Source organism: Mesorhizobium sp. LMG17149 (assembly GCF_024518695.1).
Lineage (GTDB): Bacteria > Pseudomonadota > Alphaproteobacteria > Rhizobiales > Rhizobiaceae > Mesorhizobium.
Genome location: NZ_JANIFL010000010.1, coordinates 129,167 through 144,046, shown reverse-complemented (window position 1 = coordinate 144,046; position 14,880 = coordinate 129,167). Strand labels below are relative to the sequence as shown.

Annotated in this window: 11 protein-coding genes; 5 read left to right on the top strand and 6 right to left on the bottom strand. The window is 63.1% G+C overall.

The window, feature by feature from the left end; translation table 11 throughout:
• Window positions 1-11: 11 nt before the first annotated feature.
• A complete protein-coding gene (locus NP945_RS23200) occupies window positions 12-614 on the bottom strand; it encodes a DUF1989 domain-containing protein (RefSeq protein ID WP_256747630.1) in 603 nt (200 codons plus the stop codon).
• 71 nt (window positions 615-685) lie between these two features.
• The gene (locus NP945_RS23195; RefSeq protein ID WP_256747629.1) at window positions 686-1,543 is read right to left on the bottom strand and encodes a helix-turn-helix domain-containing protein; all 858 of its coding nucleotides are present in this window, start codon (window positions 1,541-1,543) and stop codon (window positions 686-688) included.
• Between the two features lie 229 nt (window positions 1,544-1,772).
• Between NP945_RS23195 and NP945_RS23190 the strand changes: the two genes are divergently transcribed.
• Window positions 1,773-2,783 (top strand): fatty acid desaturase, encoded by a 1,011-nt coding sequence (locus NP945_RS23190; protein WP_256747628.1) that lies wholly within the window; start codon window positions 1,773-1,775, stop codon window positions 2,781-2,783.
• A 92-nt stretch (window positions 2,784-2,875) separates the two neighbouring features.
• Window positions 2,876-3,703, top strand: a complete 828-nt coding sequence (locus tag NP945_RS23185; RefSeq protein ID WP_256747627.1) for a phosphate/phosphite/phosphonate ABC transporter substrate-binding protein — start codon at window positions 2,876-2,878, stop codon at window positions 3,701-3,703.
• Here NP945_RS23185 and NP945_RS23180 read toward each other — a convergent pair.
• From NP945_RS23180 to NP945_RS23165, 4 genes are all read right to left on the bottom strand, one after another.
• On the bottom strand, window positions 3,668-5,023 hold the full coding sequence (locus NP945_RS23180; protein WP_256747626.1) for a Xaa-Pro peptidase family protein: 1,356 nt from the start codon (window positions 5,021-5,023) through the stop codon (window positions 3,668-3,670). The genes NP945_RS23185 and NP945_RS23180 overlap by 36 nt on opposite strands.
• A gap of 9 nt (window positions 5,024-5,032) precedes the next feature.
• A complete protein-coding gene (locus NP945_RS23175; RefSeq protein WP_256747625.1) occupies window positions 5,033-7,603 on the bottom strand; it encodes an FAD-dependent oxidoreductase in 2,571 nt (856 codons plus the stop codon).
• Window positions 7,600-8,085 (bottom strand): endonuclease domain-containing protein, encoded by a 486-nt coding sequence (locus tag NP945_RS23170; protein WP_127271897.1) that lies wholly within the window; start codon window positions 8,083-8,085, stop codon window positions 7,600-7,602. The genes NP945_RS23175 and NP945_RS23170 overlap by 4 nt, the downstream gene beginning before the upstream one ends.
• A 138-nt stretch (window positions 8,086-8,223) precedes the next feature.
• Entirely contained in the window at window positions 8,224-9,801 is a 1,578-nt protein-coding gene (locus tag NP945_RS23165) for a trimethylamine methyltransferase family protein (RefSeq protein WP_256747624.1), read from the bottom strand.
• A gap of 253 nt (window positions 9,802-10,054) precedes the next feature.
• Between NP945_RS23165 and NP945_RS23160 the strand changes: the two genes are divergently transcribed.
• From NP945_RS23160 to NP945_RS23150, 3 genes are all read left to right on the top strand, one after another.
• Window positions 10,055-11,230 (top strand): MFS transporter, encoded by a 1,176-nt coding sequence (locus NP945_RS23160; RefSeq protein ID WP_256747623.1) that lies wholly within the window; start codon window positions 10,055-10,057, stop codon window positions 11,228-11,230.
• A 180-nt stretch (window positions 11,231-11,410) separates the two neighbouring features.
• Window positions 11,411-12,583 (top strand): MFS transporter, encoded by a 1,173-nt coding sequence (locus tag NP945_RS23155; protein WP_256747622.1) that lies wholly within the window; start codon window positions 11,411-11,413, stop codon window positions 12,581-12,583.
• Between the two features lie 68 nt (window positions 12,584-12,651).
• A complete protein-coding gene (locus NP945_RS23150) occupies window positions 12,652-14,724 on the top strand; it encodes a prolyl oligopeptidase family protein (protein WP_256747621.1) in 2,073 nt (690 codons plus the stop codon).
• The last annotated feature ends 156 nt before the right edge of the window (window positions 14,725-14,880 follow it).

The window sequence follows — 14,880 nt, the reverse complement described above, 5'->3', positions numbered from 1 at the left end:
GAGGCGTTTCCTCACCGTGTCGAGGTGACCTCGACGTGGATTTCGGTGCAGACCCCGCCATTGGTTGGATAGTAGTCAACCGAGCAAGCGGTGACCACCAGCAGGAGGTCCTGTTCGGCGCGCAACGTCACATAGCCGCCCGGCGGGTTGATCGACGCGGAAACCACCAGCCGACCGTCGGGTTCCGGCAAGGAGTTCTGAAAGAGATCGACCGGATCGGGGGCGAAAGGCAGCGATATGCCCTCTGTGGCCAGCGCCTGCATCAGATTGTCCCGGCAGTTCGGATGATTGGGAAATCCGGCGCGCTCATAGAGCGCGCTGTCGCAAGCGGGGTAAAGCATGTCGTGCGGACCCGGCGAGCCATCTTCGACCAGCGTCAGCATCGGCTTGGCGGCGGCACTGAAGAAACTGTCGCCGATTGCGGGAAAAAGCCGCTCGGTGATGTCACGGGTCTGCGAGGTGCTCAGCCAGTCAAGCGCCGGGTCGGTGCTGAAAGCCCAGAGATCGGAAACCTGCTGTCCTTTGGGATCGATGATGCGAATGAGGTCGCCTCGAGAGACGCGGATGGCGCGGCCCGACTGGGGAGGAACGACGATGCGGCGCGGTTCGGGCATGAACTGTCCTTCAAAAATGGAAATGGCGTGGCCGGGACGAGGCTCCACCAGAGGACCATGATTGCCAGAGATCAGACAGTGCCTGTTGGGAACGACATGCCGGCCAGTTTGTGCGCGAAGCCGGACGCCTCGTGCGCGTTGATGTCGGCGGCGCGGATCAGATTGTCGAAATGCTGGATCAGCGTCTGGATCGGCTGGGTGGCGTTGAGCACCAGATACATGTCGCCGACATAAATGGCGGCGCGATAGGGACCGAAGATGGTGTAGGGGATGGAATAGCGAATCCGCCCGTCATAGAAAAACAGCCGGAAGGTGGGGTAGAGGTCGTCGAGCAGCGTCGCCATGTGTAGCAATTGGGCGCGGCGGTCGGCTTCCGGGAAACGATCCCAGACACCCAGGCCGCGGGCGAAAATCTCCAGCGTATGGCGAGGCATGCAGACTTCCATGTCGGTTTCCGGCCGCCTGTTGTAGTTGATGCGGTATTGCGTTTCGCCGGCCTGGGCGAGGCGGCTCTTGTTGGTGATGCCGGCTTCGTAGTCGACCAGTGCTTCGGTGCGCAGGAGGTCGGGGATGCCGGCCGGCACGTAGCGGATCTTGGTGCCGGCCGCCTCGGCATGCCATTTGGCCAGCAGGGTGCGGTCGAAACCGTCGGGTGCCTCCTCGATCTCCAGGCTCTCGCGGATTTCGCCGGTGAGGCCCTCGTCCTGGCTGAGGCCGAGAAGCCAGTCCAGCGACACTTTGAACTCGGCGGCGATGTTGAGCAGCGTTTCGGCGCGGGGCAGGCGGGTCGAGGCGCCCGACAGCAGCTGCGACAGCGCCGAACGGTCGATGCCGACCGCGGTCGCGAAGGCCGACTGGTTGAGGTCGGAGCGTGTCAAGAGTGTTTTCAGGCGCTCGCGGAAGATCGTCGACAGGTCGCGCTTGTCCATGTGCGTGCTCCACCTCGATTGAGGAAAAATTTGCGCCGAATCGCTTCCGAGCGCACCTCAGGCGTAAATGAATCCCTAAGCCTGTTTACAATGTGTAACATGTGCGGTCAAAAATGCGCAATCGCAACAGTTTGTGTACTTTGTCTCGTTGAGTGGAATCACTTCTCCTGACACAATGTTGTCAGGAGCCAATTGGGGCTCCGGCGACTGAGGGGCAGTGGTCGATAGCATGACGAGCAAGAGCATCAGGCGACACAGCGCACCGGCCATAGAGTGGCCGACCGTGGTACTCGCCTTCTTCTGCTACGCAACTTGGCTCGCCACCGGTTTCCTGCTCTGGCCATCTTACCCCATACTGGCGCTCGCCCTCCTGGCTTTGACCGCCGCACTGCAATCCTCGATCATGCACGAAGTGCTGCACGGTCATCCGACACGCAATGCACGGGTCAACGAAGCCTTTGTGTTCCTGCCGATCGGTCTGGTCTGGCCGTTCCGCCGCTTCAAGACCATCCATCTGCGCCACCACGCCGACGAGCGGCTGACCGATCCGCTGGACGATCCGGAAAGCTATTATCAGGCGCTCTGGCAGCACGACGAACTGCCGCCGACGATGAAATTCCTACTCAAGATCAACAACACCATGGCCGGCCGCTTCGTGCTTGGCCCGTGGCTGTCCTGCGTCGGCTTCTTCATCGACGATGCCAAGCAGGTGATCGCCGGTGACAAGGCGATCCGCAAGGCCTGGCTGCTGCATGCGATCGGCCTTGCCGTCGTGATGCCGATCGTGCAGTTCGGCTTCGGCATCCCGCTGTGGCTTTACATTCTGGTGCCGGTCTGGCTCGGCCAGTCGCTGATCTCGATCCGTACTTTCGCCGAGCATCAATGGTCGGAACATCCGGAAGGCCGCACGGTGATCATCGAGCGCTCGCCGCTGTCGTTCCTGTTCCTCAACAACAATCTGCACTTCGTCCATCACAAGACCCCGACCGTGGCCTGGTACAAGCTGCCCAAGCTGTTTCGCGACCGCCGTGAGGAATGGCTGCGGATGAACAATGGCTATGCCTATCCCAACTATTTCGCGCTGATCAAAGCCTATGCGTTCAAGGCGAAGGAGCCGATCGTGCACCCGGTGCTGCGGCGTCAAGCTGAGCCGGGCAGGGCCTTCAAGCCGCGCATCAGGGCGCGCAGCATCAGCGGACTCGGCAGTGCGCCGGTTCCCGCAGAGCCGCCGAAGGAATAATTCCGGTCTACCCGGAATCCGTGTCGGCCAATTCTGATTGGGCGCCGCGTTTTTGCGATCATTTTTCCAGACATGATGATTTGATATCCGGCATGAGTGAATTGGTTGCGGCGTTGCCGATGTATGACTGGCCCGAAATGCGCGGCGAGGTCGACGCGCAATGGATGCTGTTGCGCGACGCGTTTCTGCAAAAGGGTATCGACGCACCGCAAACCATCGTGCGGCGCAATGGAGACCTGCCGCCGATACCGGGCGGTATTCGTGATGCTGCCGGTGCATTGATCGCACCCGATCCAGCGACATTGCCGCCGGACGAGCTCGATTTTCACAGACTGTGGCTGCACCCGGCGCTGCTGTTCGCGCAGACCTGCTGGGGGCCGATGGAACTCGGCCTGTCCAGGCATGTGCAGGTGGTTGCCCAGCCAAGCTACGACGCCTACGAAGGCGGGCAGGGCGAGCTCTATTCCAGCGCCATCGTCATGCTGGCGGATGGCGCGCCGTCGGTTGCCTCGCCCAATGACGGCAGCCCGCTGATCCCACTCGATCGGATCCGCGGCAAGCGCTTCACCTTCAACAGCCTCGATTCGATGTCGGGGTTCCTCGGTTTGACGCGCGACCTGGAGGCGATGGGCGAGAGCCTTGACCTCTTTGCCTCGCGCAGCGAAAGCGGTGGGCACCGTTCCTCGATCGTCGCAATTGCAGAGGGCAAGGCCGATATAGCGGCCATCGACTGCGAGAGTTGGGCGCTGGCGCAACGCTTCGAGCCGGCGGCGAAAAAGGTGGCGGTCGTCGGCTGGACCGGACGGCGCAAAGGCCTGCCCTACATCACCGCCGCAGGGACACCGGAAAAGACGGTTGGGGCGTTGCGCGAGGCCATTGCCGGGCTAGCCGAGCAGGCTCTTATCCAACGGGTAGGTTGAGAGCTGTTCGTTGCCCGTCTCGGTGATCAGTATCTGTTCCTCGATCTTGACGCCTTCGCGCCCGCCAAGCCTGCCGATATAGCTTTCCACGCACAGCACCATGCCCGGTTCCAGCACGCCGTCCGGAGTGTCCGATGTCCAGTCGCTGGCATGCGGCAAGGTCGGGTATTCATCGGCCAGGCCGACGCCGTGATAGAGCACGCCGTAGCGCGTCGGGAAGCAGTCGCCGGGCGGCACCGCCGAGCGTTCGACGAGGTCGCGAAACGAGATGCCTGGCTGCATCAGTGCCGTGTTGTGCCCGATCTGGTCGGCAGCGATGCGGAACAGGTCGCGCTGTTGGCTGGTCGGCTTTCCATCGCCGCACAGCCATGTGCGCGACAGGTCGGCGCAGAAGCCGTAGGGGCCGATCAGGTCGGTGTCGAAGGCGACGAGATCGCCAGCCTCGATCTTGCGCGACGAGCATTCCTGGAACCACGGATTGGTGCGCGGGCCTGACGTCAGCAGTCGCGTCTCGATCCATTCGCCGCCGCGCGCGATGTTGCCGCGGTGCAGTTCCGCCCACAATTCGTTTTCGGAAATCCCCGGCTTCAGCGCTTGTTCCATCTCGCCCATCGCCGCCTCGCAGGCGACGATCGCGCGGCGCATGGCGAGGATCTCGTCGGGTGATTTGATCAGCCGCGCGTTCTCCATCAACGCTTCGCCATTGCCGATGGAAATGCCGAGGCGAGCCAGCTCCTCGACGCCTTCCGGATTGATATGGTCGACGGCGATGCGGCTGTTGCCGCCGCCATGCTCTTTCACCAGATCGGCTATTCCTGCGGCCCAGCGGCGGACCTTTTGCTCGGTCAACTCACCGCCATAGAGATACATCCACGACACTGCCGGTCGCACTTCGTCGACGACGCCGGAATGATCGGACAAATGCTCGCAGGAGAAATAGTCGAACAGCACCACCGGCCCGTCGGTGGCGACAAAACAATGCCGCGTCGGGTTGTGCGCCACCCACAGCTGCATGTTGGTCGAGTCGGTGGCGTAGCGGATGTTGACGGGGTCGTAGAGCAGGGCGCCGGCATAGTCGCGGCGCCTCAGTTCGGCGCGGATGCGCTCCAGCCGGTATTGGCGCATCGCCGGGAGGTCGGGAGTGGCAATGCCCGCCGCGACCCATTCAGCCTCGGCCTGCGCGCCATAGCCCAGCACATGCTGGTTGAGCGAAGCCGCCTTCTGGCGGGAGGCGTCGCGCAAGGCTTCGATCGAGTCGGCTTCGAACGGCATGATCTTGCGATGCCGGCCAAAGCTGCCCTTTGGCGCCGGGTTGTCCATGGTCGAAACTCAGGTCCGCATCTTCTCGCCGCTCGGATCGAAGGGCGCTTCGACATTGATGCGGGCCGGGCGCCGGTGACCGAGGATCTCGATCTCGAACAGCCCGGCACTTTCGTCCTCGGCAAGCGCTGCCGGGACGTAGCCCTGCGCCATCGACTTCTGCACATAATGCGCATAGCCGCCTGACGTGACCCAGCCGACCACGCGCCAGTCACCGTCGACGATACCCCGCACGGCGGAAGCGCCTTCGGCAGCCTTGGAGCCACGTATTTCCTTGCCGCCCTTGTCGAATCGGGGCGCGCCATAGCCATGCGGCTTTTCAACCGTGCCATAGTCCTTGCTGACCTTGGCCCAGATCGGCTCATCGCCCATGACATCGGCGTCGGTGGCATCGACGATGAAGGAGACGCGGCGCAGCTTTGGCCCCTCGGCCTGTTCCTTGGCAGCGGCCTCGCGGCCGATGAAGTCGTTCTTCTCGAGCTTGATGAAGCGGTCCATCGCGCCTTCGAACGGTCCATAGATCGGCCGCAACTCGCGGAACCAGGTCGGAAAATTCTTTTCGAGGCGCATGGAGAGCAGCGCGCGCATGCCGAAATCGACAAGGCCGAATTCCTCGCCGGCGTCCTTGATCGCTTTGTAAACCAGGCGCTCGTAGGCCGGTGCCATCCAGATTTCATAGCCGAGGTCACCGGTGTAGGTGATGCGGTTGACCATGCAAGGCGCCCCGCCAACCGCCATCTCGCGGAAATCCATGAAGCGGAAGGCTTTTGTCGAGACATCGACATCGACCAATTTCTGCAGCAAGTCACGTGACTTCGGCCCTGCGATCGACAGGCCGACCAGCGTCTGGTCGAAGCGGTGGATGCGCACCGTTCCGTCCTTCGGTAGATGCTTCTCGAACCAGCGCATGTGGTATTTCTGCGCCGCCGAGGAACCCCAGATCATGAAGCGGTCTTCTGCCGCCTTGGCGATGGTGAAGTCGCCAATCAGCTTGCCGAATTCGTTGAGCATCGGCGTCAGCACGATGCGGCGGGTCTTCGGCATGCGGTTGGTCATCAGCCGGTTGAGGAAATCCTCGGCTGCGGGTCCCGAGACTTCGTATTTGGCAAAATTGGCGATCTCGGTGACACCGACACGCTCACGCGTGGCGCGCACTTCCTCGCCGATCGGCCCAAAATCGTTGGAGCGGTGGAAGGAGACGATATCCCTGGGTTCCTTGCCTTCAGGTGCGAACCAGAGCGGCGTCTCAAGTCCCCAGCTGTCGCCCATGACGGCATTGTTGGCCAGCATCGTGTCGTAGAGCGGTGTCGTCTGCGCCGGGCGTGCTGCCGGGAGTTCCTCATTGGGGAAGCGGATGGAGAAGCGGCGCGAATAGTTTTCGCGCACCTTGGCGTTGGTGTAGCGCAGGCCTGCCCATTCGCCGAAGCGGGTGACATCCATGCCCCAGACGTCGAAGCCGGGATCGCCATGGACCATCCAGTTCGACAGCGCGAGGCCGACACCGCCGCCCTGGCTGAAGCCGGCCATGACGGCGCAGGCGCACCAGAAATTGGTCAGGCCCTGCACCGGGCCGACCAGCGGGTTGCCGTCGAGCGCGAAGGTGAAGGGGCCGTTGATGATCTGCTTGATGCCGGCCCTCTCGATGCCAGGGAAATGCTTGAAACCGATTTCCAGCGACGGCGCGATGCGGTCGAGGTCCGGCGGCAGCAATTCATGGCCGAAATCCCACGGCGTGTTGACCGGCGACCACGGCTTGCAGGCCTTTTCATAGGTGCCGAGCAGGATGCCGTTGCGTTCCTGGCGGGTGTAGATCTCGCCCTTGAAGTCGAGCACGCCGATCATTTCGCGGCCGGTAGACTTGTTGAATTCCTCGACCTCCGGCATCGGCTCGGTCAGCAGATACATGTGCTCCATGGCCAGCACCGGCAGTTCGACGCCGACCATGCGGCCGATCTCGCGCGCCCACAGGCCGCCGCAATTGACGACATGCTCGGCCTTCACCGTGCCCTGTTCGGTGACGACGTTCCAGGTGCCGTCGACCTCCTGTGTCAGTTCCACAACGCGATTGCGCAACACGATCTCGGCGCCGAGTTTTTTCGCCGCCTTGGAATAGGCGATGGTGGTGCCCGACGGATCGAGATGGCCTTCGACCGGGTCCCACATGGCGCCGACGAAGTTGGTCTCGTCCATCAGCGGGAACATCGCCTTGGCTTCGGAAGGGGTGATCAGCTCTGTGTCCATGCCGAGATAGCGGCCCTTGGCGTGGGCCAGCCGCAGGAAGTCCATGCGCTCGGGCGTGTCGGCCATCATCACGCCGCCGGTCAGGTGCAGGGAGCAGGACTGGCCGGATATTTCCTCGATCTCCTTGTAGAGCTGCACCGTATAAGCCTGCAGCTTGGCGACGTTGGGGTCGCCGTTCAGCGTGTGGAAGCCGCCCGCGGCGTGCCAGGACGAGCCGGAGGTGAGCTCCGAGCGCTCGATCAGCATGATGTCGGTCCAGCCGGCCTTGGCCAGGTGGTAGAGAACCGAGCAGCCGACGACGCCGCCGCCGATAACAACCGCTTTTACGTGAGATTTCATCTAGATAGGTCCGTTTTTGAAGAGATTGAATCGGGTGAGTGAGGCGTGAAGACAAAGCGGAGGTCGGGTGCCGTGATGTTCTCGGCTAGCCTGCCATCGAGCGCGGCGAGGATGGTTTCACAAACCGAAGTACGATGCTTCAAGACTTCATGGCTCCAAACACGCAGGATCGAATAGCCCTGGGCATGCATGAAATCGTCGCGGCGGCGGTCATAGGAACAGTCGGCGTGTTGATGTCCGTCGACTTCCACGACGAGCCATTTTTCGCGGCAAGCGAAGTCTGCGTAGTATGGTCCGATAGAGAACTGTCGCGTGAACTTGTAGCCGCCAAGTTTGCGGGCTTTTAACTCAAGCCAAAGCAGCGCTTCGGCCTGGTTGTCACCTTGCCTGAGTTTTCGGGCTCGCTGGGTGATGCCCGTTTTGCGGCGGCTGCGTGTTGCGGGGCGGGCTTCCCCCACTCCGTCTCGGCTTCGCCGAGCCACCTCTCCCCCCTCCGGAGGGAGAGGAAGGGAGCCAGCCTGCATAAGTTCGCGCCTTTCCTCTCCCCCGTCGATCGGGGGAGAGGTGTCGAGCACAGCTCGACGGAGTGGGGGTCGACCGTTCATCAACAGCACTGCCGATCAAAAATCGGTCGGCGCGCCGCCTTCGGACCGGCGCTTGGCGACGAAGGCGTTAAGTTCCTCGCGGATGGCCGGGTCCATGTAAGGCTCCTCATAGGACGCCAGCCGCTCCTTCCAGACCTTGTTGGCCTTTTCGAGCGCCGTCGGCGAGCCGGCTTCCGCCCAGGTCTCGTAATTGCGCCAGTCGGACAGGATCGGCGAGTAGAAGGCGGTCTTGTAGCGGTCCTGCGTGTGCTGGGTGCCGAAGAAATGGCCGCCAGGACCGACCGACTGGATGGCGTCGAAGCCGAGTGCCTCGTCGGAAAGATCGAGGGGGGTCAGGAATTCGGCCACCATCTGCAGCAGGTCGATGTCCAGGATGGTCTTCTCGTAGGAGCAGCGCAGGCCGCCTTCGAGCCAGCCGGCGGCATGCATCATCAGATTGCCGCCGCCCTGGATGGCGCCCCACAGCGAGAACACGCTTTCATAAGCCGCCTGCGCGTCGACCGTGTTAGCGGCGCAGGTGTTGGAGGTGCGGTAGGGAATGTTGTAGCGGCGGGCAAGCTGGCCGCCGACGAGCTGCGCCTTCATGTATTCCGGCGTGCCGAACGCCGGCGAACCGGACTTCATGTCGACATTGGAGGTGAAGCCGCCATAGCCGACGGGTGCGCCCTTGCGCACCATCTGGGCGAAGGCGATGCCGGCAAGCGCCTCGGCGTTCTGCTGCACCAGTGCGCCGGCGATGGTGACAGGCGCCATGGCGCCCGACAGGGTGAACGGCGTCACGACGACGACCTGGCCCTTGCTCGACATCTGGATGATGCCTTCCATCATCGGCACGTCGAGCTTGAGCGGCGAATTCGTGTTGATGATGGTGAAGACGGACGGCTCTTCCAGCATCTGCTCGTGGCTGATGCCGCGCGCGATCCTGGCGATCTCGATGCCGTCGACATTGCGTTCCTTGCCGAGCGAATAGATGTGGAACACCTTGTCGGTGAGCACGCTGAGATCGCGGATGCATTCGAGGTGGCGGACGGACGGATGGATATCGGTCGGCTCGACCGGGTAGCCGCCCGTGCAGTTCAGGATGTTGTGCATCTGCGCGAGCTTTAAGAAATTGCGGTAGTCCTGCTGGTTGCCGGGCCGGCGGCCACGATCGATGTCGGAGCAATTGGGCGCCGACGCCATCATCGAGATGATCACATTGTTGCCGCCAAAGCGCACATTGTGCGCCGGATTGCGGGCATGGATGGTGAACTCCGACGGGCAGTGCGACACCAGTTCGAGGATCATGTCGCTGTCGAAACGCACCCGCTCGCTGCCTTCGCGCACATCGGCGCCATGCGCCTTCATGATGCTGCGGGCCTCGTCATGCAGCACGTCGACGCCGATTTCCCTGAGCACGCGCAGGGAGGCGAGGTGGATCGATTCCAGCTCGTCGTCGGAGACCAGCCTGGTCGGGGTCAGCGGGTTTTTCAGCTGGCGGAAAGCGGGCTGCTCGAACGCGGTCGAGCCGCCGGCGCGTTTTCCGGCGCGGCCGCCGCGACGGGCGCGGTCGGTGGTCAATGCCGGTTCCAAGGGTTGTAAGGCGGCGGTCATGATGGTCCTCGTAGGATGCGATAGCGGGCGGCATAATGGACCGGCGGCTGCCCAGCCATTGCGGAGGCGGCGACCACTAGGGCGAGGGAAGCGACATGCCGGAACGGCAGTTGCGCGGCCACGACATCGGCCTGATCCCGCCGCCTCGTTGGCGCAAGCGGATTTCGCCGGGCGGCCCTTCCTTTGCCTGGATCGAACCAGTAGCTACTCGGGCTTGCCGGCCGGATGGCCAGCAATTCACATGGATGGCAGCATGGTTGCGACCGGCTCGAACGAAGGCGAAGAAGGAACGCAGTGGGCAGCGCTTGCCGGCGTCACCGCGGCACTTGCGATGTTCGGCGCGGCGCAGGGGTTGAGTTCGCCGCTGTTCACGCTGCTGATGCAGAAACAAGGCATGTCGCCAGCGCTGATCGGCTTGTCGGCGGCGATGATGCCGCTCGGGCTGATCCTTTCGGCTTCTTTCGTGCCCGCGGCTGTGCGGCTTGTCGGTGCACGCAATCTGGCGGTCGGCTGCTCGCTGATCGGCGCGCTCTGCTTCTTGGGTATCGGCTATCTGCAGGACTGGGTGGCCTGGTTCGTCATCCGCTTCATCATCGGCGTCGTCATCAACCCGCTCTACATCCTCGGCGAGGTGTGGGCACTGTCGCTGGCGCCGCCATCGCGGCGCGGCAGGGTGATGGGCGTGTTCAACACGCTAATGGGCGCCGGCTACGCCGCCGGACCATTCGCGCTGACCCTGCTCGGTACGTCGGGCTGGGCGCCCTTCATGGTCGGCGTCGCCGGTTTCGCGCTCTGCGCGGTGATCCTGCACGCGGTCTCGTCTAAGCTGACCGGGTTCGAGGATGACGACCAGCCTGCCAGCGGCCTTGTCGGCTTTGCCAAGGTGGCGCCTGCGCTGCTGCTTGCCGTGCTTGTCTCGGCGGCGGTTCAGCAGAGCACTTATGCGCTGGTCCCGGTCTTCGGCGCCAGCTATGGCCTGGCGGAAGCCGTTCTGGCCTCGCTGGTGATGGCGCTTTCCCTCGGCAACATCCTGCTGCAGATACCACTCGGCCTTCTGGCGGAGCGTTTTGGCGGCCGCGCCATGATCATCGTCTGCGCGCTGGCAACAACCGTTTGCGCGCTTTTGCTGCCTCTGCTGATCACAACGCCGTTGATCTGGGTCGTGCTGCTGGTGATGGGCGCGGTCGGTTACGGCGTCTACACCATGGCATTGGTCGAACTCGGCAGCCGGTTCAAGGGCTCTGTGCTGGTCGCCGGCAACGCTGCCTTTGCACTGATGTGGGGCGTCGGTGGCATCGTCGGCCCACCCGGTGCCGGCGTGCTCATGCAAGGCATCGGCCCGCTCGGGCTGCCGGTCGTGATCGCCGGCCTCGACGCGGTGCTGGTGATGTTCGCGCTGTATCGGTCGTCCGTGCGCCGAGCTTCCTGACGAGCCCAACCTCCTGACCGGCCCAACTTCCTGACAGGCCCAACTTCCTGACAGGCCCAGCCTCCTGACAGGCCCGGCGTCCTGACAGGCATTGTCTGGAGCAAGCGGTTTTCGCCCGCCAGGGGCTTACCACCGCGTTGCTCAATCGCTAATCCTGCAGCCTCGATAGCGGTGCGCACAATGAATTTGGTTGAATCGAACGAGGACGAGACGATGCAATGGGCGGCGATCACCGGTGTGATCGCGACCGTCTCGGTGTTCGCCATCGCGCAAGGGTTGTCCTATCCGCTGCTGAGCTTCATCCTGCAGCGCCAGGGCGTTTCGCCGGCGATGATCGGCCTGTCGGCGGCCATGACGCCGATTGGTTTCATCCTGTCGTCGCCATTGATCCCGGCGCTGGCCCGCCGGTTCGGGGCAGGGCGCACAGCGCTTACCTGTGCGGCGCTTTCGGCTGTCGTGCTGGCGCTGATCGGCTGGACGCAGAATGTCTATCTGTGGTTTCCCCTGCGCTTCCTGATCGGTGTGGTGACCAACCCGCTCTATGTGCTGAGCGAGATCTGGGTCATCGCGCTGGCGCCGCCGGCGCGGCGAGGGCGCGTCATGGGTGTCTATTCGACGATCATCTCGGCCGGTTTCGCGGCCGGGCCGCTATGCCTGCTTGCAGTCGGTACTGAGGGCTGGCCGCCCTTCCTCGTCGGCATCTCCGCCTTCGTGCTGTGCGGCATCTGCCTGGGCTTGGTGCTGCCGCGCTTGCCCAAGGTCGACGAGGCCGGGCATCAAGTTTCCGTCCTGGGTTTCGTGCCGCTGGCGTGGCTGCTTTTGTTTGCCGTCATAGTCGCCGCCGGCTTCGAACAGGGCGCGCTGGCGTTGCTGCCTGTATATGGCACCCATCACGGCATCACCGAGACCCGCATGTCGGCGCTGCTGTCGGTGATGATTGCAGGCAATATCGCCATGCAGGTGCCGCTCGGCCTTTTGGCGGAAAGGCTTTCCGCGCGCCTGGTGCGGCTTGCCTGCGTCGCGATCACGGTGCTCGGCTGCGTCCTGCTTCCGCTTCTCATCGAGTCGCCGCTGATCTGGCCGATGATCTTTGTCTGGGGCGCGGTTTCCTACGGCATCTACACGATGTCGATCATCGAGCTCGGCGAGCGCTTCACCGGCTCCGCACTGGTTGCCGGCAATGCGGCCTTTTCCCTGATGTGGGGCGTCGGCGGTATCGCCGTGCCGCCGCTGGCGGGGGGCGCCATGGATATTCTGGGTGCCGGCGGGCTGCCGATCACGCTTGGGCTGCTGTGCCTGGCGCTGGCTATTGCTAGCCTCGCTGGTGGGCGGAAAGCCTCAATTGTGCGCTGAGCATAGTTAATATCGATACGGCCTATCGGCGTTGGCTTTTTCAAAGCAACGCGTTTATCGGAGACCTGATGACCAAGCCTGCCACCCAGACGCCGAATTCCACCCCCTCGACCGACGATCCCTTCCTCTGGCTGGAGGACAGGACAGCCAAACAGTCATTGGACTGGGTACATCGCCAGAACGAGGTCACGGTTGGCGAATTGCAGGGCGATCCGTCCTATCAGGCGTCGTTCCAGACCGCGCTCGACCTGATGACGGCCGAGGACAACATCGCGGTCGGCGCGGCAAAAGCCGGCCATGTCTACAATTTCTGGCAGGACAAGACCAATGTGCTCGGCCTCTGGCGCCGCACGACCGTCGCTTCCTACAAGACCGAGAAGCCCGACTGGGAAACGATCATCGACTTCGACCAGCTTGCGGCGAAGGAGGGGATAAAATGGGTTTTTGGCGGCGCAAGCCGACTCTATCCGGACTTCAACCGTTGCCTGGTGAGTATGTCGCCGGATGGCGGCGACGCGAGCGAGATGCGCGAGTTCGACATTGCGACCAAGTCGTTTGTCCACGGTGGGTTTCACGCGCCCGCTTCCAAGTCGGGCTTCAGCTGGCTGGACAAGGACACCGTGATTGTTTCGGCCGCTTTCGACGAGGCCGACAAGACCGAGTCCGGCTATCCGCGAGTCATAAAGCTGTGGAAGCGCGATACCAAGCTGGAAGACGCGACGCCGATCTTCGAGGCGCAGAAAGAGGATCTCGCCGTTGGTGCCGCTGTCGAGTACGACGGTGACAGACGCTATCTGGTCCTGGCTCGAACGCTGAATTTCTTCGCTTCGCACATCTTCCTTCGGCTGCCTTCCGGCGAAAACAAACAGCTGCCGCTACCGGACGACATGACCGATACGGCAATATTCAGGGATCAGCTCGTGTTCGGCGTGCGCAGTCCATGGACGGCGCCCGACGGCACGGTTTGCAAGCCCGACGGCCTCTATTCGCTGGATCTGGCGCACTGGGTCGAGACCGGCGCGCTCGGATCTGTCGAAACCTTGTTCGAGCCGGCATATCGCGTTTCCATCGCCGGCATGGCCCGCACGCAGGACCGGCTGTTCATCAGCCTGATGGACAATGTGCGCGGCAAGGTCGTCGTCTGCGAGCGCAAGGATGGCAACTGGTCGCTGAAACCGGTGGCGCTGCCCGAAAATGGCAATGTCGGCATCAGCCATGCCGAGCAGTTCGGCTCGAGCGTGTCCTTTTCCTTCACCGATTTCCTGACCCCGAGTTCGATCATCTGGTCTGACGACAATGGCGAGACGCTCGCTACCGTGAAGTCGCAGCCGGCGCGTTTCGATGCCTCGCCGCTCATCTCGGAACAGTTCGAGGCGCGCTCCAAGGACGGCACGATGATCCCTTATTTTGTCGTCAGGCGGCGCAATCAGAAGGGGCCGGTGCCGACGCTGCTTTACGGCTATGGCGGTTTCGAAGTGCCGCTGCTGCCCGGCTATGCCGGCGTGCGCGGGAGGCTATGGCTGGAAAAGGGCAATGCCTATGTGCAGGCCTGCATCCGCGGCGGCGGCGAGTTCGGCCCGGCCTGGCATCAAGCGGCGCTCAAGGGTAATCGCCAAAACGGATTCGACGATTTCGCAGCGGTCGCGCAGGACGTCGTCAAGCGCGGCATCGCGACAGCAAGCTCACTCGGCATCCAGGGTGGTTCGAATGGCGGCTTGCTGACCGGCGTTTCCTTGACGCAGCATCCCGAGCTATTCGGCGCCGTCATCATCGAGGTGCCGCTGCTCGACATGCTGCGTTACGCCGAATTGCCGCCTGGCGCCTCGTGGATGGCCGAATATGGCGATCCGTCGAAACCCGAAGACGCGAAGTGGCTTTCAGCCTACTCTCCCTACCAGCATGTCAACGCCGCTGCCGCCTATCCGCCTGTGCTCCTGACCACATCGACCGCTGACGATCGGGTCCATCCCGGCCATGCGCGCAAGATGGCCGCCCGCCTGCAGGAAGCCGGCCATGCCAGGACGCTGTTCTTCGAGGAGACCGAGGGTGGTCATGGCGGGCGTGGCGACCGCCGGCCGCAGGCGGCGCAGACGGCGATGAAATATGTCTTCCTGCAGAGGGCGCTGACAGCCAAGGCCTAGACTCATTCCGTTATGGGCCAAGCAAAGGGTGGTTCTCCTCGACCAGCCTTTGCTCTAAGGTGCCAGCCATGGCTCTCGTCAGGATGTTGGTTGGCGCATTTGAGGCTCGCGCATTGCGGGTCGCGGTGACGCCGTCACCGCGTACGCTGCGCGCCG

Bases quoted from the DNA above. Each gene is read 5' to 3' on its own strand.
- NP945_RS23200 (WP_256747630.1), bottom strand. From the start codon at position 614: ATGCCCGAACCGCGCCGCATCGTCGTTCCTCCCCAGTCGGGCCGCGCC.
- NP945_RS23195 (WP_256747629.1), bottom strand. From the start codon at position 1,543: ATGGACAAGCGCGACCTGTCGACGATCTTCCGCGAGCGCCTGAAAACA.
- NP945_RS23190 (WP_256747628.1), top strand. From the start codon at position 1,773: ATGACGAGCAAGAGCATCAGGCGACACAGCGCACCGGCCATAGAGTGG.
- NP945_RS23185 (WP_256747627.1), top strand. From the start codon at position 2,876: ATGAGTGAATTGGTTGCGGCGTTGCCGATGTATGACTGGCCCGAAATG.
- NP945_RS23180 (WP_256747626.1), bottom strand. From the start codon at position 5,023: ATGGACAACCCGGCGCCAAAGGGCAGCTTTGGCCGGCATCGCAAGATC.
- NP945_RS23175 (WP_256747625.1), bottom strand. From the start codon at position 7,603: ATGAAATCTCACGTAAAAGCGGTTGTTATCGGCGGCGGCGTCGTCGGC.
- NP945_RS23165 (WP_256747624.1), bottom strand. From the start codon at position 9,801: ATGACCGCCGCCTTACAACCCTTGGAACCGGCATTGACCACCGACCGC.
- NP945_RS23160 (WP_256747623.1), top strand. From the start codon at position 10,055: ATGGTTGCGACCGGCTCGAACGAAGGCGAAGAAGGAACGCAGTGGGCA.
- NP945_RS23155 (WP_256747622.1), top strand. From the start codon at position 11,411: ATGAATTTGGTTGAATCGAACGAGGACGAGACGATGCAATGGGCGGCG.
- NP945_RS23150 (WP_256747621.1), top strand. From the start codon at position 12,652: ATGACCAAGCCTGCCACCCAGACGCCGAATTCCACCCCCTCGACCGAC.